The sequence below is a fragment of the Mediterraneibacter torques genome (genome assembly GCF_044591705.1).
Taxonomy (GTDB): Bacteria; Bacillota; Clostridia; order Lachnospirales; family Lachnospiraceae; genus Mediterraneibacter; species Mediterraneibacter torques.
In genome coordinates this window covers 1,517,709-1,538,446 of the sequence record NZ_CP172594.1, presented here as the reverse complement: position 1 = coordinate 1,538,446, position 20,738 = coordinate 1,517,709, and the positions used below count along the sequence as shown (strand labels likewise).

19 protein-coding genes are annotated in these 20,738 nt (G+C 41.4%); all 19 read left to right on the top strand.

Features of this window, described 5'->3' with window-relative positions; all coding sequences use genetic code 11:
• Nucleotides 1-89: 89 nt before the first annotated feature.
• The 19 genes from ACH9UM_RS07140 (at nucleotide 90) to ACH9UM_RS07050 (ending at nucleotide 20,541) form a co-directional block, all read left to right on the top strand.
• Complete coding sequence (locus ACH9UM_RS07140) at nucleotides 90-1,826, top strand: ABC transporter ATP-binding protein/permease (protein ID WP_004845417.1); 1,737 nt, start codon at nucleotides 90-92, stop codon at nucleotides 1,824-1,826.
• Nucleotides 1,823-3,481: an amino acid ABC transporter ATP-binding/permease protein gene (locus tag ACH9UM_RS07135; protein ID WP_004845418.1), complete on the top strand. Its 1,659-nt coding sequence runs from the start codon at nucleotides 1,823-1,825 to the stop codon at nucleotides 3,479-3,481. The genes ACH9UM_RS07140 and ACH9UM_RS07135 overlap by 4 nt, the downstream gene beginning before the upstream one ends.
• Before the next feature lie 66 nt (nucleotides 3,482-3,547).
• Nucleotides 3,548-3,946, top strand: coding sequence for a YbaN family protein (locus ACH9UM_RS07130; RefSeq protein WP_270743918.1), 399 nt, complete (start codon nucleotides 3,548-3,550; stop codon nucleotides 3,944-3,946).
• Nucleotides 3,943-4,299, top strand: coding sequence for a hypothetical protein (locus ACH9UM_RS07125; protein WP_004845420.1), 357 nt, complete (start codon nucleotides 3,943-3,945; stop codon nucleotides 4,297-4,299). The genes ACH9UM_RS07130 and ACH9UM_RS07125 overlap by 4 nt, the downstream gene beginning before the upstream one ends.
• Nucleotides 4,300-4,765: 466 nt before the next feature.
• Nucleotides 4,766-6,232: an anthranilate synthase component I gene (trpE, locus tag ACH9UM_RS07120; protein WP_004845422.1), complete on the top strand. Its 1,467-nt coding sequence runs from the start codon at nucleotides 4,766-4,768 to the stop codon at nucleotides 6,230-6,232.
• Complete coding sequence (locus ACH9UM_RS07115; protein WP_004845423.1) at nucleotides 6,229-6,837, top strand: aminodeoxychorismate/anthranilate synthase component II; 609 nt, start codon at nucleotides 6,229-6,231, stop codon at nucleotides 6,835-6,837. The genes trpE and ACH9UM_RS07115 overlap by 4 nt, the downstream gene beginning before the upstream one ends.
• Nucleotides 6,803-7,834, top strand: coding sequence for an anthranilate phosphoribosyltransferase (gene trpD, locus ACH9UM_RS07110; RefSeq protein WP_004845424.1), 1,032 nt, complete (start codon nucleotides 6,803-6,805; stop codon nucleotides 7,832-7,834). Before ACH9UM_RS07115 ends, trpD begins: the two co-directional genes overlap by 35 nt.
• Nucleotides 7,831-8,613 (top strand): indole-3-glycerol phosphate synthase TrpC, encoded by a 783-nt coding sequence (gene trpC, locus ACH9UM_RS07105; RefSeq protein ID WP_009319894.1) that lies wholly within the window; start codon nucleotides 7,831-7,833, stop codon nucleotides 8,611-8,613. The genes trpD and trpC overlap by 4 nt, the downstream gene beginning before the upstream one ends.
• Nucleotides 8,610-9,218 carry a phosphoribosylanthranilate isomerase gene (locus tag ACH9UM_RS07100; RefSeq protein ID WP_004845426.1) on the top strand — a complete coding sequence of 203 codons (609 nt, stop codon included), beginning with the start codon at nucleotides 8,610-8,612 and terminating at the stop codon, nucleotides 9,216-9,218. Before trpC ends, ACH9UM_RS07100 begins: the two co-directional genes overlap by 4 nt.
• Nucleotides 9,215-10,405 (top strand): tryptophan synthase subunit beta, encoded by a 1,191-nt coding sequence (trpB, locus tag ACH9UM_RS07095; protein ID WP_004845427.1) that lies wholly within the window; start codon nucleotides 9,215-9,217, stop codon nucleotides 10,403-10,405. Before ACH9UM_RS07100 ends, trpB begins: the two co-directional genes overlap by 4 nt.
• On the top strand, nucleotides 10,398-11,174 hold the full coding sequence (trpA, locus tag ACH9UM_RS07090) for a tryptophan synthase subunit alpha (protein ID WP_009319893.1): 777 nt from the start codon (nucleotides 10,398-10,400) through the stop codon (nucleotides 11,172-11,174). The genes trpB and trpA overlap by 8 nt, the downstream gene beginning before the upstream one ends.
• A 171-nt stretch (nucleotides 11,175-11,345) precedes the next feature.
• Nucleotides 11,346-12,020 carry a response regulator transcription factor gene (locus ACH9UM_RS07085; RefSeq protein WP_004845429.1) on the top strand — a complete coding sequence of 225 codons (675 nt, stop codon included), beginning with the start codon at nucleotides 11,346-11,348 and terminating at the stop codon, nucleotides 12,018-12,020.
• Nucleotides 12,017-13,243: a cell wall metabolism sensor histidine kinase WalK gene (locus ACH9UM_RS07080; protein ID WP_009319892.1), complete on the top strand. Its 1,227-nt coding sequence runs from the start codon at nucleotides 12,017-12,019 to the stop codon at nucleotides 13,241-13,243. Before ACH9UM_RS07085 ends, ACH9UM_RS07080 begins: the two co-directional genes overlap by 4 nt.
• Before the next feature lie 252 nt (nucleotides 13,244-13,495).
• Nucleotides 13,496-15,115, top strand: coding sequence for an aryl-sulfate sulfotransferase (locus ACH9UM_RS07075; protein ID WP_009319891.1), 1,620 nt, complete (start codon nucleotides 13,496-13,498; stop codon nucleotides 15,113-15,115).
• 83 nt (nucleotides 15,116-15,198) lie between these two features.
• Nucleotides 15,199-15,918 (top strand): polyphosphate polymerase domain-containing protein, encoded by a 720-nt coding sequence (locus tag ACH9UM_RS07070; RefSeq protein ID WP_009319890.1) that lies wholly within the window; start codon nucleotides 15,199-15,201, stop codon nucleotides 15,916-15,918.
• Entirely contained in the window at nucleotides 15,911-16,606 is a 696-nt protein-coding gene (locus ACH9UM_RS07065) for a DUF4956 domain-containing protein (protein WP_009319889.1), read from the top strand. The genes ACH9UM_RS07070 and ACH9UM_RS07065 overlap by 8 nt, the downstream gene beginning before the upstream one ends.
• A gap of 13 nt (nucleotides 16,607-16,619) precedes the next feature.
• The gene (locus tag ACH9UM_RS07060) at nucleotides 16,620-18,557 is read left to right on the top strand and encodes a carbohydrate-binding domain-containing protein (RefSeq protein ID WP_022003188.1); all 1,938 of its coding nucleotides are present in this window, start codon (nucleotides 16,620-16,622) and stop codon (nucleotides 18,555-18,557) included.
• Nucleotides 18,554-19,621, top strand: a complete 1,068-nt coding sequence (locus ACH9UM_RS07055; RefSeq protein ID WP_400091020.1) for a glycosyltransferase — start codon at nucleotides 18,554-18,556, stop codon at nucleotides 19,619-19,621. The genes ACH9UM_RS07060 and ACH9UM_RS07055 overlap by 4 nt, the downstream gene beginning before the upstream one ends.
• The gene (locus ACH9UM_RS07050) at nucleotides 19,615-20,541 is read left to right on the top strand and encodes a phosphodiester glycosidase family protein (protein WP_009319886.1); all 927 of its coding nucleotides are present in this window, start codon (nucleotides 19,615-19,617) and stop codon (nucleotides 20,539-20,541) included. Before ACH9UM_RS07055 ends, ACH9UM_RS07050 begins: the two co-directional genes overlap by 7 nt.
• Nucleotides 20,542-20,738 lie beyond the last annotated feature (197 nt).

Here is a 20,738-nt window from a genome sequence, read left to right as displayed (position 1 = left end):
TATCCGTTGTCAGGAGAGAACAGCCCGGTAAAAGAAGAATGTGTCTATAAGTGTGAAGTAACAAAAGTTGTTGAAGGAGAAAAGAAGATATGATGATTGATAAACGACTTATTAGAACGGTAAGAGAAAGTAAAAAATACATTGCATGGAATGTAATATATCAATGGATATCACTTGTGGCAAACATTACGATGATGGTGAGTATTGCCGATTTGCTTTCCAGGCTATTTGCGAATACTGCAGACCGGGAAAACTTTGTCTGTACTGTAATTGTTGTGGCGGCAGCGGTAGGCATCCGCTATTTTTGTGCGGTACAATCTGCAAAAATGGGATATCTTTCTTCCAAGGCGGTAAAGAAAGTATTGAGAGAAAAGATATACAGGAAACTTCTTCGCCTGGGAAGCTCATATAAAGAGAAAGCTCAAACGTCAGAGATTGTCCAAATATCGGTAGAAGGCGTGGAACAGTTGGAAACGTATTTCGGAGCATATCTTCCCCAGTTTTTTTATGCAATGCTTGCTCCTTTGACATTATTTATTGTTCTTGGATTTGTCAATGTTCCGGCTGCGGCCGTGCTTCTTGTTTGTGTACCGCTGATACCGGCTGCGATAGCTGCAGTACAGACATGGGCAAAAAAACTGTTGTCAAAATATTGGGGACAGTACACCGCGCTTGGCGACACTTTCCTTGAGAACCTGCAAGGGCTGACGACTCTTAAAATATACCGGGCAGATGATTTTAAGAACGATGAGATGAACGTTGAGGCGGAAAAATTCCGCAAAATCACAATGAAAGTTTTAACGATGCAGCTTAACTCTATTACGATTATGGATTTGATCGCTTATGGGGGAGCGGCGCTTGGCATAGTGATGTCTGTGACTCAGTACAGTAAAGGGAATGTAAGTCTTGCGGGATGTTTATTAATTATTATGCTGTCGGCCGATTTCTTTATTCCTATGCGGCAGCTTGGTTCGTTCTTCCATATTGCAATGAATGGTATGGCGGCAGGACAAAAGATATTTCGGTTACTTGATCTGCCGGAAGCAGAAGAAAAGAAGGCAGACTGTCCGAAAGGCGATATTGTATGCCGGGATTTGCATTTTTCTTACGATAATGATCGCGAGATTTTAAGCGGGGTGAATATGACATTCAAAAGAGGCGCTTTTACAGCCATCGTAGGTGAATCGGGGTGTGGAAAGTCTACGATTTCTGCCATTCTTACAGGGAGAAATAAAGGGTATGGCGGATCGGTTTCGGTCGGAGAAACAGAATTGTCTGAAATCCGTGAAGCCGACCTTATGGAGAACATAACTTACATTAGTCACCAAAGCTATTTGTTTAAGGGAACGGTACGGGATAATCTGCTCATGGGAAAACCGGATGCATCGGACAGCGAATTGTGGGAAGTGCTTGAAAGAGTAAATCTTGCGGATTTCGTCCGTAATGAAAAAGGTCTGGACACCGGTTTGTCAGAAAAAGCGTCCAATCTGTCCGGCGGTCAATGTCAAAGGCTTGCGCTTGCAAGGGCTCTTCTCCACGATAGTCCGATATATATTTTTGATGAAGCTACTTCTAATATTGATGTTGAGAGTGAAAACGACATCATGAATGAGATACAAAATCTGGCAGAGAGCAAGACTGTTATTCTCATATCGCACCGTCTTGTAAATGTGGTAAAAGCAGATGCTATATATGTAATGGTAAACGGAAAAATAGCAGAGAGCGGAAAACATAGAGAATTATTGGAAAATAAAGCGGATTATGAAAAGTTGTGGGAAGCGCAGCAAAGATTAGAAAATTATGGAAAGGATGGTGCTGTACAATGAAAAAAAGAAGTAGGTTTACCGTTGTGACAAAACTGATCGGTCTTGTAAAACCTCTTACGGCTTATATGGCGCTTGCTGTCATAATGGGGATTGTCGGACATTTGTGCGCTTCTTTTATCACGATTTTCGGAGGGTTTGCCGTACTCGATCTTGTCGGTGTTAATGTGCCGTTTAGTTTGACGATCATTTTTATATCTCTGGCGATATTCTCGGTCCTTCGTGCGGCGCTTCGTTATGCAGAGCAGGCGTGCAATCATTTTATCGCATTTAAACTTTTGGCTCTCATACGAGATAAAGTATTTCAAGCTCTTAGAAAGCTATGTCCCGCCAAATTAGAAAGCAAAGATAAAGGGGATTTGATTTCAGTCATTACATCAGATATCGAACTTTTGGAAGTATTCTATGCTCATACCATTTCTCCGGTATTGATCTGGTTTTTCTTTACTTTGATCATGACGGCTTTTATTGCGTCGTACCATATTTGGCTTGGCGGGCTGGCTCTCATCGCCTACCTGACGATCGGAGTGATCATTCCTTTGATTATTTCTAAGATCAGCGGTGACGATGGAATGAAGTTTCGCAGCAAGTCCGGCGCACTTTCCGGTTTTGTATTAGATAGTTTACGTGGACTTTCTGAGACGATCCAGTATGGTCAGGGACAAAAACGTCTTGCAGAAATGAATAAAAAAACAGATGAACTTTCCGCAGATGAAGAGAGAATGAAGAAAATTGCCGGTCGAAATATAGCGGTTACAAATACGGTAATCTTAATATTTGACTTTATGATGCTTTTTCTTTCCGCATATTTATATCAGACAAACGCGATAGGATTTGACGGGATATTGATCTGTACGCTTGCACTGTTTTCATCTTTCGGACCGGCAATAGCGCTTGCTAATTTAGGCAGCACTTTGCAAAACACTTTCGCATCCGGCAGCCGCGTACTTGATATTTTAGAGGAAGAGCCTCTTGTAGAAGAGATTAAAGATGAAAAAGAGGTTTCGTTTAACGGTGCCAAGGCGGAAAACGTAACTTTTGCTTATAAGGACGAAATAATTCTTGACAACCTTTCAGCAGATATTCCGAAAAATTCAGTTGTTGGGATCGTGGGCAGAAGCGGTAGCGGTAAATCCACTCTTCTTAAACTATTTATGCGATTTTGGAAGGTGGAGAATGGAAGCGTCAAACTTTCCGATACTGATATAGAGCATATCAATACTGCAAATCTTAGAAATATGGAAAGTTTTGTGACACAGGAAACACATTTGTTTCACGACAGCATAAAAAATAATATAAGAATTGCAAAACTAAATGCAACAGATGAAGAAATAAAGGCTGCTTGTCAAAAAGCTTCTGTTCATGAGTTTATTATGACTTTGCCGCAAGGTTATGATACACAGGTAGGAGAGCTGGGTGATACGCTTTCAGGCGGTGAAAGACAGCGGATCGGTCTTGCCCGTGCTTTTTTACACGACGCGCCGTTTATGCTACTTGACGAGCCTACAAGTAATTTAGATAGTTTAAATGAAGCTGTCATACTTAGATCTTTACATGAAGAACGGAATGGAAAAACGGTTGTGCTCGTATCACACAGAGAGTCTACGATGCGAATTGCCGACAAGATATATTCGGTAGAGCATGGGAGAATGAGCTGATAAGAAAAATGTCATGTAAACCATACTGTTGAAACAAAAAAAGAAAAAAGAGATAGGAGAAAGAAGATGAATATAAAAAAGATACTTTACATTATTTTTGGGTGTATAAGCTTTGGACTGGGCGCAGTGGGCGCAGTGCTACCGGTTCTTCCGACGTTTCCGTTTTTGATTTTTGCCGCTTTTTGTTTTGCGAGAAGTTCTAAGAAGTTAGACAAATGGTTTAAGGGAACAAAATTATATAAAAATAATCTTGAAACTTATGCAAAAGGTCAGGGGATGACGAGGAAAACAAAAGTTCGGATCATGATCACAGTGACATTTTTAATGTCTTTTGGCTTTTTTATAATGTTTAGAAAAAACCTTTATATACCTTGTTCGATACTTTTCAGTGTCTGGCTGTTTCATATTTTGTATTTTACGTTTGGTGTAAAAAGATATATTCCGAAGGAGAATGAAGGGATATGAAAAGGATTTTAAATACACTTTTGTTTCTTACATTTATTTTGACATTGCTTGTGCCGATCACCGGGGTACATATTCATAAGCTGGCATCCGTAATTTTTCTAATACTTTGTCTTGTACATACAGGAGTTTATTGGAAGAAGATGAATATTTTCAGGTTTTTTGTGCTTGGCTTAATATTTGAGGTGTTTCTGACAGGACTGTTCGGCATGATATTTAAACAATATCCGATAATTTTGTCAATTCATACGATCAGTTCTATTGCAGTTGTTTTCTTTTTGGCAATACATATTTTTGTATTTAAGAAAAAGATTTGTTATAGTTTAAGATCACATGCGCATAATGCGAATAAATAAAAAAAAGGAATCATCGGAAAAGAAGAAAAGGCTTAAAATTGATTCTTGACATTTATAAAGTCGGGTGGTATACTGTGAAAAATTTAATAATATATTAAACCGTTGAAGCGGAGATAACGTCAATGATGCCTTTACAGAGAGTCCGGGTAGCTGAGAGCCGGATGAGAAACAAGTTGGCAAATGGACCGCTGAGGGTGCAGTCAAATGGATGTTTTCCAGAGTATTCTGCAACGTGTGGGCATACGTCAGTTGCCGGGGATATGTTGGTATCCTGCTAAGTGCACAGGGAATCCTGTGAATGCAAGGTGGCACCGCGGATAGTGTCGTACTTTTTATTTATGTACACGATTCGTCCTTGACAGATTTATTTTTTTCTGTCAGGGGCGTTTTTTTTATTCCCATAAATTCCTCTGACAAGATTGCAACGAAAAGTAGTGTAATGATTTCTGGATCGGAGGTATGAAGTATGAATGTTTTACCGACACAAGAAGAAGTCAGAAGAATCGCTTCAACCGGAAAATATAAAGTGATACCGGTCAGCTGCGAAATACTTTCTGATTTCACAACTCCTATCGAAACGTTAAGGAGATTGAAAAATGTATCTATGCGCTGTTATATGCTGGAATCTGCATATGCAAATGAAACAAGGGGACGTTACACGTTTCTCGGTTTTGATCCCATTATGGAGATACGTTGTGCGGACGGAGAGATGACTGCCGGAATACTGAAGTTACAAACAGAGCATCCGTCAGCGTATTTACGCCAGATTCTCTCTGAATACAAAAGTCCTTGCTTTTCTTATCTTCCGCCGTTTACCGGAGGTCTTGCGGGATATTTTTCCTACGATTATTTTGGATATAGCGAAGCGTCGGCAAAAGGGCAAGTGGAAGATACAGAAAAATTTCCGGATGTAGATTTGATGCTGTTTGACAAAGTAATAGCGTTCGATCATTTCAGACAGAAGATCATTCTTATTGTCAATATGAAACTGCATGATGTTGAAAGTGAATACAATAAAGCGGTCATGGAACTAAAACAGCTTGCTCATCTGTTAAAAAACGGGGAAAAGAAGAAAGAAACCGGCGGAAAGCGTCAGGAAAAAGTTACGGCGGCGTTTGGAAAAGAACAGTTTTGCGATATGGTTCAAAGCGCAAAAAAACATATTTATGAAGGAGATATTTTTCAGATCGTATTATCGAATATGTTATCAGCGCCTTATGAGGGAAGCCTCATCAATGCTTATCGGGTTCTTAGGACAACGAATCCTTCTCCGTATATGTTTTATTTTTCAGGAACAGATCTTGAGGTGGCAGGCGCTTCACCGGAAACATTGGTTAAATTGGAGAACGGAACGCTTCATACGTTTCCAATGGCAGGAACGAGACCAAGAGGAAGAGATGAGACGGAAGATAAAGCGCTGGAAAAAGAACTGCTGACAGATGAAAAAGAGTTGGCAGAGCACAACATGCTAGTAGATCTGGGGAGAAACGATCTTGGGAAAATCAGCCGGTTCGGCACTGTGAAAGTAGAAAAATTACATTCTGTGGAGCGGTTTTCCCATGTCATGCATATAGGCTCTTCGGTGAGCGGGAAAATAAAAGAGGAGTACGATGCTTTGGATGCCATAGAAGCGGTACTGCCGGCAGGAACACTTTCAGGAGCGCCGAAGATCCGGGCTTGTCAGCTGATCGGCGAACTGGAGAACAACAAACGGGGCATTTATGGCGGCGCCGTCGGTTATATTGATTTTGCGGGAAATATGGATACCTGTATTGCAATCCGCATGGCATATAAGAAAAACGGAAAGGTTTTTGTAAGAAGCGGAGCCGGGATCGTAGCAGATTCCGTACCGGAACGAGAATATGAAGAGTGTTTAAATAAAGCAAAAGCTACATTGAAAGCGCTGGAACTTGCAGAGGAGGTGGAAGAATGATTTTACTCATTGATAATTATGACAGCTTTTCCTATAACCTTTATCAGATGATCGGCGAGATAGAACCGGATGTGAAGGTTGTCCGTAATGATGAAATATCTGTGGATGAAATCCGACGTCTGAAGCCGGAGAGGATCATTCTTTCACCCGGACCCGGCAGACCGGAAGATGCAGGGATACTCATAGAAGTTGTAAAAGAACTTGGGAAAGAAATTCCAATCCTCGGTGTCTGCCTGGGACATCAGGCAGTCTGCGCGGCCTTTGGAGCGAAAATTACTTATGCAAAAAAGCAAATGCACGGAAAGCAGTCTCAGATAAAAGTCGATACCGAAACGTTGTTGTTTTCAGGCTGCTCACAGAGCATTTTGGCTGCAAGATATCATTCTCTTGCGGCAGACGCCGACACGATTCCGGACAGTCTCTATGTTACCGCCTCCACAAAAGACGGAGAAATCATGGCGATACAGCATAAGGAATATCCGATTTACAGTGTGCAGTTCCATCCGGAATCCATTATGACACCGGAGGGAAGACAAATACTTAGAAATTTTATACAAGGAGGAATAAGATATGATCAAAGAAGCGATCGTAAAAATTGTAAATAAGGAAGATCTCACATATGACGAGGCATATACAGTTATGAATGAAATTATGAGCGGACAGACATCCGAGACGCAGAATGCGGCTTTCCTTGCTGCACTGTCAACCAAAAGCGCCAGAGCAGAGACGACAGATGAAATTGCCGGATGTGCGGCTGCCATGAGAGCACATGCGACTCGTGTGGAGACCGGAATGGAATTGTTTGAAATCGTAGGAACAGGCGGGGATCATGCACAGAGTTTTAATATTTCGACTACAGCGGCATTGGTGGCAGCGGCGGCAGGAATGAAGGTTGCCAAGCACGGAAATCGGGCGGCATCCTCCCAATGCGGAACGGCAGACTGTCTGGAAGCTCTCGGAGTTAATATTCACCAGAATCCGAAAAAGTGTCTGGAACTGTTAAATGAGGCAGGAATGTGCTTTTTCTTTGCACAGGAGTATCATACTTCCATGAAATATGTGGGGGCAATACGAAAAGAATTAGGTTTTCGTACCGTTTTCAATATTTTAGGCCCGTTGACAAACCCGGGAACACCTACGATGCAGCTGCTGGGAGTATATGACGAGTATCTCGTGGAACCTTTGGCGCAGGTATTGCTCGATCTCGGCATCCGACGGGGGATGGTAGTATACGGACAGGATAAGCTGGATGAAATTTCTATGAGTGCAGCGACGACCGTATGTGAGATTCGGGACGGATGGTTTCGGACTTTTGTTCTCACACCGGAAGAATTCGGGTTTGAACGCTGCAGTAAAGAAGATTTAAAAGGCGGCACACCGAAAGAAAATGCAGAGATCACGCTTGCAATCTTAAAAGGGGAGAAAGGTCCTAAGAGAAATGCCGTATTGCTCAATGCCGGAGCGGCGCTTTATATCGGCGAAAAAGCGGACAGTATAAAGGCGGGAATTGCACTGGCAGAAGAACTTATTGATTCAGGAAAAGCATTGGATACGCTGCAAAAGCTGATCGAAGGAAGCAATCGTGGGGAGGGGTGTGTATGACGATTTTAGAACAGCTTGCCGGCTATGCCAGAGAACGAACCGAAAAAGCAAAACAGAAACGCCCGCTTTCGACGTTGAGGCAACAGGCCTTTTCAATGCCGAAAGGAAGTTTTGCATTTGAAAATGCGATAAAAAAGCCGGAGCTTTCTTTTATCTGTGAATGTAAAAAGGCGTCTCCATCCAGAGGGATCATCGTTAGTGATTTTCCATATATACAGATTGCAAAAGAGTATGAGAACGCCGGAGCAGACTGTATTTCCGTATTGACAGAACCAGGATGGTTTTTAGGGAAGGATGCATATCTTAGAGAAATCGCCGAAGTAGTATATATTCCTTGTCTGCGAAAAGATTTTACCGTAGATGAATATATGCTCTATGAAGCAAAAGTGTTGGGGGCATCAGCGGTACTTCTGATCTGTTCTATATTAAGTGAGCGGCAGATTCAGGAATATATCGGTATCTGTGATGAGATGGGGATTTCGGCTTTGGTAGAGGCACATGATGAAAAAGAAGTGACAATGGCGGTTCGTGCCGGGGCGCGTCTTATAGGAATCAACAATCGGAATTTAAAAGATTTTACAGTAGATACAGACAATAGCCGCAGGTTTCGTGAAATGATTCCGCCGGAGATACTGTTTGTTTCGGAAAGTGGAATTTGCAGCGCCGAAGATGTGAAAAGATTGCGTGAGATCGGCACAGATGCGGTGCTGATCGGAGAAGCGCTTATGAGAACAGAAAACAAGGCGGAAAAGCTGGCTTGGCTAAGAGGTGCTATATGACAAAAATAAAATTTTGCGGTTTGTCCCGTCGGTGTGATATTGAAGCGGTAAACGAACTGAAACCGGAATATATCGGATTCGTATTTGTAAAGACAAGTAAAAGATATGTTTCCTTTGAAAAAGCGGAGGAATTAAAAAGCCTGCTGGATCCAAAGATCAAGGCGGTCGGAGTTTTTGTAAATGAAGATTTAAAACGAATCGAAGAAATTTGCGATAAAAAGGTGATCGACATCGTTCAGCTTCATGGCCTAGAAGAAGAGAAGGAACTGAACTATCTGAGAAGCCGTATTGTTCAGCCGGTCATCAAAGCTTTTTGTATAAAAAAGGAAGAAGATGTCAGACAAGCGGAAAGAAGTCCGGCGGATTTTATTTTATTGGATTCCGGTGCCGGAACCGGAAGAACTTTTGAATGGGAGTGGATAAAACATATGGAAAGACCGTATTTTCTTGCAGGAGGAATCCATATAGATAATGTAGAAAAAGCGCTGGAGCAGTTAAAACCTTATGCGATCGATGTAAGCTCCGGAATCGAAACAGAGGGACGAAAAGATAAAAGAAAAATGGCAGCGATTATGACAGCAGTCAGAAAGGAACGAAAATTATGACGAATCAAAAAGGACGTTTTGGTACTCATGGCGGGCAATATATCCCGGAAACATTGATGAATGCAGTGATCGAATTGGAAGCAGCATATGAGTATTACAAAAATGATCCGGAATTTAACCGGGAACTCACAGAACTTTTCAACGAATATGCAGGCAGACCTTCCAGACTGTATTATGCAGAGAAGATGACGAAAGCTCTTGGGGGAGCAAAAATATATCTGAAACGAGAGGATCTCAACCATACGGGCGCTCATAAGATCAATAATGTGCTTGGACAGGCATTGCTTGCAAAAAAAATGGGAAAGACAAGATTGATCGCGGAAACCGGAGCCGGACAGCATGGAGTTGCAACTGCAACGGCTGCCGCGCTTATGGGGATGGAATGTGTCGTGTTTATGGGAGAAGAAGATACGATCCGGCAGGCTTTGAACGTATATCGGATGCGGCTGCTTGGAGCGGAAGTGATCCCTGTAACGACAGGGACGGCAACTTTAAAAGATGCCGTTTCGGAAGCGATGCGTGAATGGACCTCCCGGATCGCCGATACGCACTACTGTCTCGGATCGGTTATGGGACCCCATCCGTTTCCTACGATTGTCCGTGATTTTCAGGCAGTTATTTCAAAAGAGATCAAAGAGCAGATCCTTCAAAAAGAAGGGCGGCTTCCGGATGCGGTGATTGCATGTGTCGGAGGCGGTTCAAATGCGATCGGCAGCTTTTATCATTTTATTGAGGACAAAAAAGTCCGCCTGATCGGCTGTGAAGCGGCAGGCAGGGGAATTGATACCGATGAAACCGCGGCTACGATCACGACAGGGAGACTTGGGATTTTTCATGGTATGAAATCTTATTTTTGCCAGGATGAATATGGGCAGATCGCTCCGGTATATTCTATTTCCGCCGGACTGGATTATCCGGGAGTAGGCCCGGAACATGCCTATCTGCATGATATGGGAAGAGCGGAATATGTGCCGGTGACGGATGAAGAAGCCGTTTGGGCGTTTGAATATCTGGCAAAGACAGAAGGGATCATTCCGGCGATCGAATCGGCGCATGCAGTTGCTCATGCAATGAAAGTCGCGCCGTTGATGAGTCCGGAAAAGATAATCGTAGTTACGATTTCCGGCAGAGGAGATAAAGACTGTGCGGCGATCGCCCGATACAGAGGGGAGGATATTTATGAGTAATATCAAGAATGCGTTTAAGAACAAAAAAGCATTTATTGCATTTTTCACCTGTGGAGATCCGGATCTGGAAACAACGAAAAAAGCGATCCGATCAGCAGTAAAAAACGGTGCGGATCTGATAGAGCTTGGGATTCCGTTCTCTGATCCGACCGCGGAAGGCCCGGTTATTCAGGCGGCAAATTTAAGAGCCTTGAAAAGCGGGATCACTACCGATAAAATTTTTGCGTTCGTAAGAGAACTGCGCAAAGACATAGATGTACCGTTTGTTTTTATGACGTATACGAATGTGGTATTTTCTTATGGTGTAGAAAAATTTGTTTCAGAGTGTCAAAAGAGCCGGATTGACGGACTGATCCTGCCGGATCTTCCATTTGAAGAAAAGGAAGAATTTCACCCGATCTGTGCCGGATATGGGGTGGATCTGATCTCTATGGTTGCTCCGACTTCTGAAAAGCGGATCGCAAAGATAGCAGGAGAGGCGGAAGGATTTTTGTATGTTGTCTCGAGCCTCGGCGTGACGGGGATGAGAAGTGAGATTACGACAGACCTGACTTCCATTGTGGCGACCATTCGTGAAAACACCCGGATTCCGTGTGCGGTCGGCTTTGGAATCTCCACGCCTCAACAGGCAGCCGCGATGGCAGAATATGCGGATGGAGTGATCGTAGGATCTGCGATCGTAAATATAATGGAAAAGTATGGGAAGGATGCGCCGCAATATGTCGGCGATTATGTGAAAGAGATGAAAAAAGCGCTGTCTGTATATTGATATAGAGGGCAGAAAAACTGGAAAATATGTTTTTCCTAAGATATACTATGTCATAGTAACAGCATTTTAAAGTAGGATTAAGGTGATACGTTTATTTTTAAATAGAAATATAGTTCGCTGTGAGTAAAGGAAAAAGATAAGTGAAGCGGGCGGAAACAGGAGATATATATTATGCGGTTATTATTGGCAGAAGATGAAAGAGCGCTGTCAAAAGCGCTGACAGCGATTTTGGAAAGAAATAATTACTCAGTGGATGCAGTTTATGACGGTCAGAGCGCATTGGACTATCTGGAAGCGGATAATTATGATGGGGTAGTCTTAGACATTATGATGCCTAAAGTGGATGGACTGACAGTGTTAAGGAAAGTTCGGGAAAGGGGGAATCTGATTCCGATTCTGTTGTTGACAGCCAAATCAGAAGTGGATGATAAAGTAGAGGGATTGGATGCCGGAGCAAATGATTATCTGGCAAAACCTTTTCATTCAAAAGAACTGCTGGCAAGAATCCGGGCAATCACAAGAGCGCAGACGGCACAGGCAAATTCCAAATTGAAGATGGGAAATGTCACGCTGGATCGGGCGGCATTTGAACTTTCTACAAGTAAGGGAAGTTTCCGCCTTGCCAATAAAGAATTTCAGATGTTGGAGCTTTTAATGTGCAATCCGCATCAATTAATTTCTTCTGAACGGTTTTTGGAAAAAATATGGGGATATGACAGTGAAGCAGAGATAAATGTAGTTTGGGTATATATTTCTTATTTGAGGAAGAAGTTGTCTGCTCTCCACGCAGATATTCAGATCAAAGCGACGAGAAATGCAGGATATTCTCTGGAGGAGCGGTCATGATAAAAAAACTTCGTATTAAACTCATCGTAGCGTCCATGATATCTTTGTTTCTTGTACTTTTTATCATAGGAGGGATTGCAGGTGTTTTAAACTACAGGAAGATCGCAGAAGATGCTGATCGAATTCTTGAAGTTTTGGAAAAAAATGCAGGACATTTTCCGAAAATGATTCCGGGAAACGAAAAAGGGGACAGACATGGGATCTCACCGGAGATCCCTTATGAATCCAGATATTTTTCTGTTCTATTGGATGAAAAAGGAGAGGTTATTTTAACAGATACGTCAAAGATTGTATCCATAGACACAGAAAATGCAATAGAATACGCATCAGAAGTTTGGGCAAGAGGAAAAGAAAAAGGATTTATGGATCATTATCGCTATTGGAAGACGTCTTATGGCGGGGAGATACGTGTTATTTTCTTAGATTGCAGGAGACAGCTGGATAATTTCCTGAACTTTTTGTTTACTACAATGATCGTATCTTTCATAGGGCTATTATCGGTTTTGTTTTTGATGATTTATTTTTCCGGGCGTATTGTCAAACCGTTTTCTGATAATTATGAAAAGCAGAAGCGGTTTATTACGGATGCGGGGCATGAATTAAGGACACCCTTGACGATTATTGAAGCAGACACGGAGGTTTTGGAAATGGACTTCGATGAGAATGAATGGCTGCAGGATATTCGGGAACAGACAAAAAGACTTGCGGATCTTACAGGTTCTTTAGTTATGCTTTCCCGTATGGAAGAAGGGCAGAATGGAAATTTGAAAGTAGAGTTTCCTTTATCTGATATGGTGGAAGAGGTATGTCATACTTTTCAGGCGCCGGCGAAGATACAGGGAATCTGTATGAAAACTGCGATTACACCTATGATTTCTATAAAAGGCGATGAAAAAGCAATCCGAAGTCTGATAACGATTTTGCTTGATAATGCCGTCAAATATACGAATGAAAGGGGGAGGATTGACGTTACTCTCGGGAAAAAGAAAAACCGTATTTATCTGTCTGTATTTAATACGACAGAATATATTTCAAAAGAACAGACTTCTCGTTTATTTGATCGTTTTTATCGGACAGATATTTCCAGAAATTCCCAGACAGGAGGATACGGACTTGGACTTTCTATAGCAGCGGCGACAGCAGATTCTCACAAGGGAAAGATCATGGCAGAAACAGAAGATGAAAAATCGCTGCGTATTACAGTGACTTTTCCGGGGCAATGATGAATAAACAGTACATGAGAAGCGTCAAAGAGATCTCTGTACTGATAATATCGAATATGCAAAAGGCAGTAAATCTCAGGTTAATAACCTAGGGTTTACTGCCTTTTTAAGATGATTTTGTCTTAAAGTACAATTAAGGTACAGCGTGTACGATATTCCTGTCAATAAAAACGGATAATTTATTTCATCAAGGAGTTTGACGTGGGAAGTTGAAGGTTTTGATGGGATAGAACAGATGGAGGGAACATTTAGATGGAGATGAAGAAACAAAAAAAGATAATAGGTGGGATGATTTTAGTTTTGGCAGTGACAGCCTGCGCCTCTTTTTTTAAATCGGCGGCAGAAGAAATTGCACAGGAAGAAACGTCAGAAATATATCAAAATGAAATAAAGACCATTTATACCGAAGCGTATCAAGATGAAGTGGAAACACAGATTGAAGAAGAAAAAAGCAGCGGAGCATACACAGAGGATAATATGCTGATAAAAGAAAATCCATATGGAACAAATACCTTGTCTTTATACGTTTATTTTACTACGCAGGAGCCGGTATCTGTTTCTTACAATGTTTCAGTTCCGGATTTGTCTATCGGTGACTTTTCACAAACGCCGGAAGGGGAAGGCAGATTTGATACGGAACATGAGTTTCAGGTTATGGGGTTGATACCGGAAGAATGTAATACTATTACATTTACTTTGACAAAAGAAGATGGAAGCGTGGAGATATATTCTTATGTACATGAAATGGGAGAATTGTCCGGAAAAGAGGAGATTCAGCTGAAACAAACAGAAGCAGCCGAAGGGAGTGAAACTGTTTCAGACGGGTTATACGTCGTTTTAGGAAATGACAGTGATGAAGAAGATTTCATGTATTATTACGATAATTCCGGGGTGCTCAGAGGAGAAATTCCGTTGATCGGTTACAGGAGCCACAGGCTTTTATTCCGGGATGATTGTATGTATTACAGTATATCAGAAAGCAAAATTGCGGCGGTGAATCATCTTGGAAAAGCAGAGAAGATTTATGATACGGGTACATACAGTCTTCATCATGATTATGTGTTTGATGATGATGGAAATTTGCTTGTTTTGGCAACAGACACTGAAAGCGACAGTGTGGAAGATCAAATTATTCAGATTAATACGCAGACAGGTGAAGTTAGCTGTGTGCTCGATTTGGGAGAGTTATTTTCTGATTATAAAGAAGAATGTACGGAAAATGAAGATGGAGAATTGGATTGGATACATATAAACACGATACAGTGGATAGGGGACGATGCCGTTTTACTGAGCTCCAGAGAGACTTCGACTATTTTGATGATCGAAGATATTTATGATACTCCTCAGATAACATATATGATTGGGGAGGAGAGTTTCTGGGAAGGAACAGGATATGAGGAATTGTTGCTTGAAAAAGATGAGAGTGCGGGAACATTTTCCAATACGGGAGGGCAGCATTCTGTCACATATGTACAAGATGATTCTTTAAATGCAGGAGAATATTATCTCTATCTGTTTAATAATAATTTCGGAGTAAGTAAGTCGAAACCTGCTTATGATTGGGAACAGATAGAAGGAATCGAAACATCGATGAAAGAAGGAGAGGAATCCTATTATTATAAATATAAAGTAAATGAAAATAATGGAACCTATTCCCTGATACAATCTTTTAAAGTTCCATATTCTGCTTATGTCAGCAGTGCACAGGAGTATAAGGGAAATATTATTATAGATTCCGGTATGCAGGGAATTTTCGGAGAATATGACGCATCGGGGAATATCATTCAAGAATTTGAGATGGAACTTGCCGATGAATATATTTACCGTGTATATAAGTATGATTTTGCGGACTTCTATTTTGAAAAGCAGTAGAAATATATGGCGGGATTTTAAGTAAAATTAAGGTGAGCAGTATATGATCTGTCTGTAAAATATAAAACATATGGAGGAATATTATGGCCTATCAAATGACTTTTAAGCGTTATGAATTAAAATATCTGCTTAATAAGAAAGAAAAAGAAGAGATTCTTCTTGCAATGAAACCGCATATGAAATTGGATGATTATGGAAGAACGGTGATAAGAAATATTTATTTTGACACAGAGAATTTCCGGCTTATCCGGCGGTCGCTGGAAAAGCCGGTATATAAAGAAAAACTTCGCATCCGAAGTTATAAACCGGTACAGATTACGGATCCGGTATTTGTGGAGATTAAGAAAAAGTATAAATCGGTTGTGTATAAGCGCAGACTTCTGCTTCCGGAAAAGACAGTGATGGAAAGTTTTCGGACAGGAGAGCCGCTCCCGGTATGTTCGCAGATAGGAGATGAAATACAGTATTTCCGCGAGTATTATAAAAACCTTCAGCCATCCGTGTTTTTGTCTTATGAAAGGGAAGCGTTTCATTCCTTAGACGGAAGTGATTTTCGGGTAACGTTTGATGAAAATATTCTATACCGCAGAAACGACATTTCTTTAGGAAGTGAAATTTATGGACATCCCTTACTGGGAAAACAACAGACATTGATGGAAATTAAAACATCCGGTGGAATTCCGCTTTGGATGAGTGAAACGCTTACAAAACATCATTTGTATAAAACATCATTTTCAAAATATGGTTCTGCTTATCAACGTATGATGGAAGCGGCTATGCAGGGAGGATACTGTTATGCTTAATACTTTATTTCAAGGGATTTTTGATACAGATATGACCAGTGTGATTTCCGTTTCGGACTTTTTATTGTGTGTGGGATGCGCGCTTGCAGTTGGATTGATCCTGGCGGGAACTTACATGTATGGAACAAAATACACGAAGAGTTTCGTGGCAACGCTGGCGTTGCTTCCGGCAGTGGTCTGTGTAGTGATCATGATGGTAAATGGAAATGTAGGAACCGGCGTAGCAGTTGCGGGAGCGTTTAGTCTCGTACGATTCCGCTCCGTTCCGGGATCGGCAAAAGAAATCGGGGCTATTTTTCTTGCTATGTGTTCCGGTCTGGTATCGGGAATGGGATATTTGGCTTATGCGTTATTATCAGCAGTGATTCTCGGCGCCATTATGCTGTTGTATAATCGGATGGATTTTGGAACGAGAAAGCATGGATTACGTTATAAAACATTGCACATTACAATACCGGAAGATTTGGATTACAGCGGAGTGTTTGACAAGATATTAAAGCAGTACACTGAAGATTATGAGGTAGTACAGATTAAAACAACAAACATGGGAAGTTTATTCAAATTGACATACAACCTTACGTTGAAAAAACCGGAAACGGAAAAAGAATTGATCGATAAACTTCGATGTAGGAATGGAAATCTGGAAATTACAATGTGCAGACAGGAGACGGTAATCGGAGAATTATAGGAGGCGATGAGAAATGCGGAAAAGAGAAGTTGTATTATTTTTTGTAATGGGATCGTTTTTGCTATCCGGCTGTCATACAACAAATCAGGATATACAGCAAAATACAGACAGTACAGCGTCTGAGAGTACCTCTGCGACGGAAATAGATACTTCTGCTATGTTTTCCGATAGAGACAAAGAGGTCGGATATGAAGAAGAGGAGAGTGTCGCTGTTTTGTTGGCGGACAAGGGATCTTCCTGTGAATCTGATTCAGTGTCGATTGATGAAAACGTAGTGACTATTACAGAGGAAGGGACATACATACTTTCAGGTTCTCTCTCAGATGGAATGGTGATTGTAGATGCGGAGGATACAGATAAAATTCAGCTTGTTTTGGATGATGTATCTATTTCTAATTCTCAGTCGGCTGCTTTGTATATACGGTCTGCAGATAAAGTATTTGTCACTACTGCAGCGGGAACGGAAAATGAGCTGATTAATTTAGGAACGTATATTGCTATAGATGAGAATAATATTGATGCAGCGGTATTTTCAAAATCAGATCTGACTCTCAATGGGGAAGGAATACTTACCGTTACCGCTCAGGAAGGACATGGAATCGTATCAAAAGATGATCTTGTCTTTACAAGCGGTGACTATACGATTACAAGTGCAAAACATGGGATATCGGGAAAGGACAGCGTCCGGATTGCTAATGGTTCTTATAAGATTATATCCGGAAAAGATGGGATACATGGAGAAAATACCGAGGACAGTAGTTTAGGTTTTGTCTATTTGGCAGGAGGTACTTTTGATATTACCTCACAGCAGGATGGAGTCAGCGCCGGCGCATGGCTTCAGGCAGAGGAGGGAACTTACACTATTGTGGCAGGAGAGGGAAGCGCCGGGGTACAGAATCAGGAATTAGAAACGAAAATGCTGCCGGAACAGTTGCCGCAAGATACAACAGAGGAAAACACAACCAGTATCAAGGGAATGAAAGCGTCTGCACAGATTGTATTAAAAGGCGGAACCTATACAGTTGATACAGAGGATGATGCATTTCATTCCAACGGGAATTTTGTTGTCAGTGGAGGTACTTACAGTGTGTCATCGGGAGACGATGGGATTCATGCAGATGGGAACGTTACGATTTCCGGAGGGAGTATAGATATATTAAAAAGCTATGAAGGAATCGAAGGATTGAGTATTGATATTACAGGGGGCGAGCTTTCTGTACTGGCCTCTGATGACGGAATGAATGCAGCAGGAGGAAATGACGGCAGCGGATTTGACGGACCCGGAGGCGGGGGAGATCAGTTTGCGGTTACGGAAGGCGCCTATATTCACATTTCCGGAGGTAAGCTCCATGTCAATGCGTCGGGAGATGGCATTGATTCCAATGGGGATCTTACGGTTTCCGGTGGAGAAACTTATGTTTCCGGTCCTTCTAATGATGGAAACGGAACATTGGATTACAGTGGCAGTGCAGTGATTACGGGAGGAGTCTTTGCAGCGTCAGGATCATCGGGGATGGCGCAAAGCTTTGATGATTCTTCCACACAAGGGTGCATGATGGTCAATGTAGAGGCGCAGGAAGCCGATACGGATATTGTACTTTTGGATGACAGTGGAAATGAAATTTTGAGCTGGAGCGCTGAAAAAACGTATTCATCTGTCATTATAAGCTGTGAGGAAATTAAAGAGGGAGAAAATTATACCGTAAAATGTGGAGAGACAGAACAGAGTGTTACGATGGACAGTTTGGTTTATGGAAGTAATTCTCCGTCAGGAGGAAATCCCGGAGGCGGTCAGAGAGGAGGAAACCGAAAAGAAGATGACATGCGGGAAAAACCGGAAAGAGGACAGGAACCGGGAAAGAAAGAAAATCCGCAGGAAAGTATGCCGCCTGATATGCCATCGGGTGGCAGCACAGAAAACAGTTCCTCGGAAGGAGGCGGCAGCTTATGAAGTCATGGTCAAAAATCGCATTGATTCCGGCATACAATCCGGAGTATTGTCTGGTAGATTTGGTACAGACATTAAAGAAAAAGGGATTTTGGATTTTAGTAGTGGATGACGGAAGTTCAGAAGAACATAAAATAATATTTTGGGATATTAACGATGTAGGAAATGTGCTTATACTTACGCATATAAAAAATGAAGGGAAAGGAAGTGCTTTAAAAACAGGTCTGTCTTATATTCAAACAAATATATCCGATTATTGTATTGTAGTGACAGTAGATGCAGACGGACAACACAGTCCGTCAGATGTGGAAAAGATATGTAAGGAAGCACAACGGTATCCGGGATATCTGATTTTGGGAAGCAGAAAAATACAAAAAGAAACACCGTTTAAAAGTAAATTTGGAAATCGGATCACCCGTATTGTCTATGGGCTTATTACAGGGGTTCATCTTTATGATACACAGACAGGGCTACGGGCTTTTGATAACACAATTCTTTCGGATTTACTTGAAATTCCGGGAGAACGATATGAATATGAAATGAATGTACTGCTGGAATGCAGCAGAAAGCAGATTTTCATGAAGGAGATTCCGATTGAAACAATTTACAGAAATGAAAATGTTGGATCTCATTTTCATCCGTGGAAAGATTCTTGCATGATCTATAAAGAGATTTTAAAATTTTCGGCATCCTCATTTCTCAGTTTTCTTTTAGACTATGGGATGTACAGCGCATTTCTATGGGTTATGAGGGGAACTGCAAAAGGTTTTTCTGTCTTGTGCTCCAACGTCGCGGCGAGAATCATAAGCGGATGTTTTAATTATCACATAAACCGAAAACTGGTTTTTCAAAAAGAAACCAATACGACTGCAATGGCGGCAGAATATGTTTTCTTAGCGGCAGGGATTTTAGCTGGGAATACTCTGATTTTAGAGTTGTTTGTAGGTGCCGGGATGAACCGATATGTGGCGAAACCCTGTACAGAACTATTATTTTTTATGATAAGTTGGTTTGTTCAAAGAACATTCATATTCAAACAAAAAAAGACGAGGATATTAAAATGCTAAAATATTTAAAAATACATTGGATCGGATGTCTGTATAGTATTTTGCTGATCGGTTTTACAGTATATATGTTTATGGATACATTTTTGATTTCAAAAGTGTATCGCTTGGAAGAGAAGACAGAAGGACAGAATATTATTCAAGAGAAAAGTAGATCAGGTGAAGAGCAGGCGACTTCGGAAACAGAGGCTGAGATATCGGAAACATCGTATGAGGATGGGCAGATTTCTGTTACTTTGACAGAATATTGTGAGGCTGACACTACGGTTTATGTAGCAGATATATTGCTTTCTTCATCCGAGTATCTGAAAACAGCCTTTGCACAAAACAGTTACGGAAAAAATGTAACGGAAAAGACATCGGAAATGGCTGCCCGGGAAAATGCCGTATTAGCTATTAATGGGGATTATTATGGAGCGCAGGAAAAAGGATATGTTCTTCGGAGCGGAAAGCTGTATCGGAGTGAAGCAGAAAAAGGACAAGAAGATTTGGTGATTTATCAGGATGGAACTTTTGAGATTATCTCAGAAGAAGATATTGCGGCAGAAGAATTGTTAGAACAAGGTGCACAGGAAATTTTATCTTTTGGCCCGGCTCTTATACAAGAGGGAGATATTTGTGTGACAGAAGAAGATGAAGTGGGAAAAGCGATGGCAAGCAACCCAAGAACGGCAATCGGGATCATAGATTCTCTTCATTATGTATTTGTTGTTTCAGATGGGCGAACAGAAGAAAGCGAAGGACTTTCTCTTTTGGAACTGGCAGAATTAATGTACGAATTAGGGGTAGAAACAGCTTATAATCTGGATGGAGGCGGCTCTTCCACTATGTATTTTAACGGAAAGGTTGTCAACAAACCGACGACCAGTGGAAAGAGTATAAAAGAGAGGAGTGTAAGTGACATTGTCTATATCGGATATTAAAAAAAGCGGAAAAGAAGTAGAAACTATTATATACATCTATTTGTTAGTCACCATATTGTGCGCCGCTTTTGGCGCGGTTTATGAATTGTTTAGTCATGGAGTATTTTCTTATTATATGCTCTATGCGTTTGGTGTTCCGCTATTAGGCGGGGTACTCCCTTTTTATTGCTTATACTATTTTCGCAGAAGAATACCGG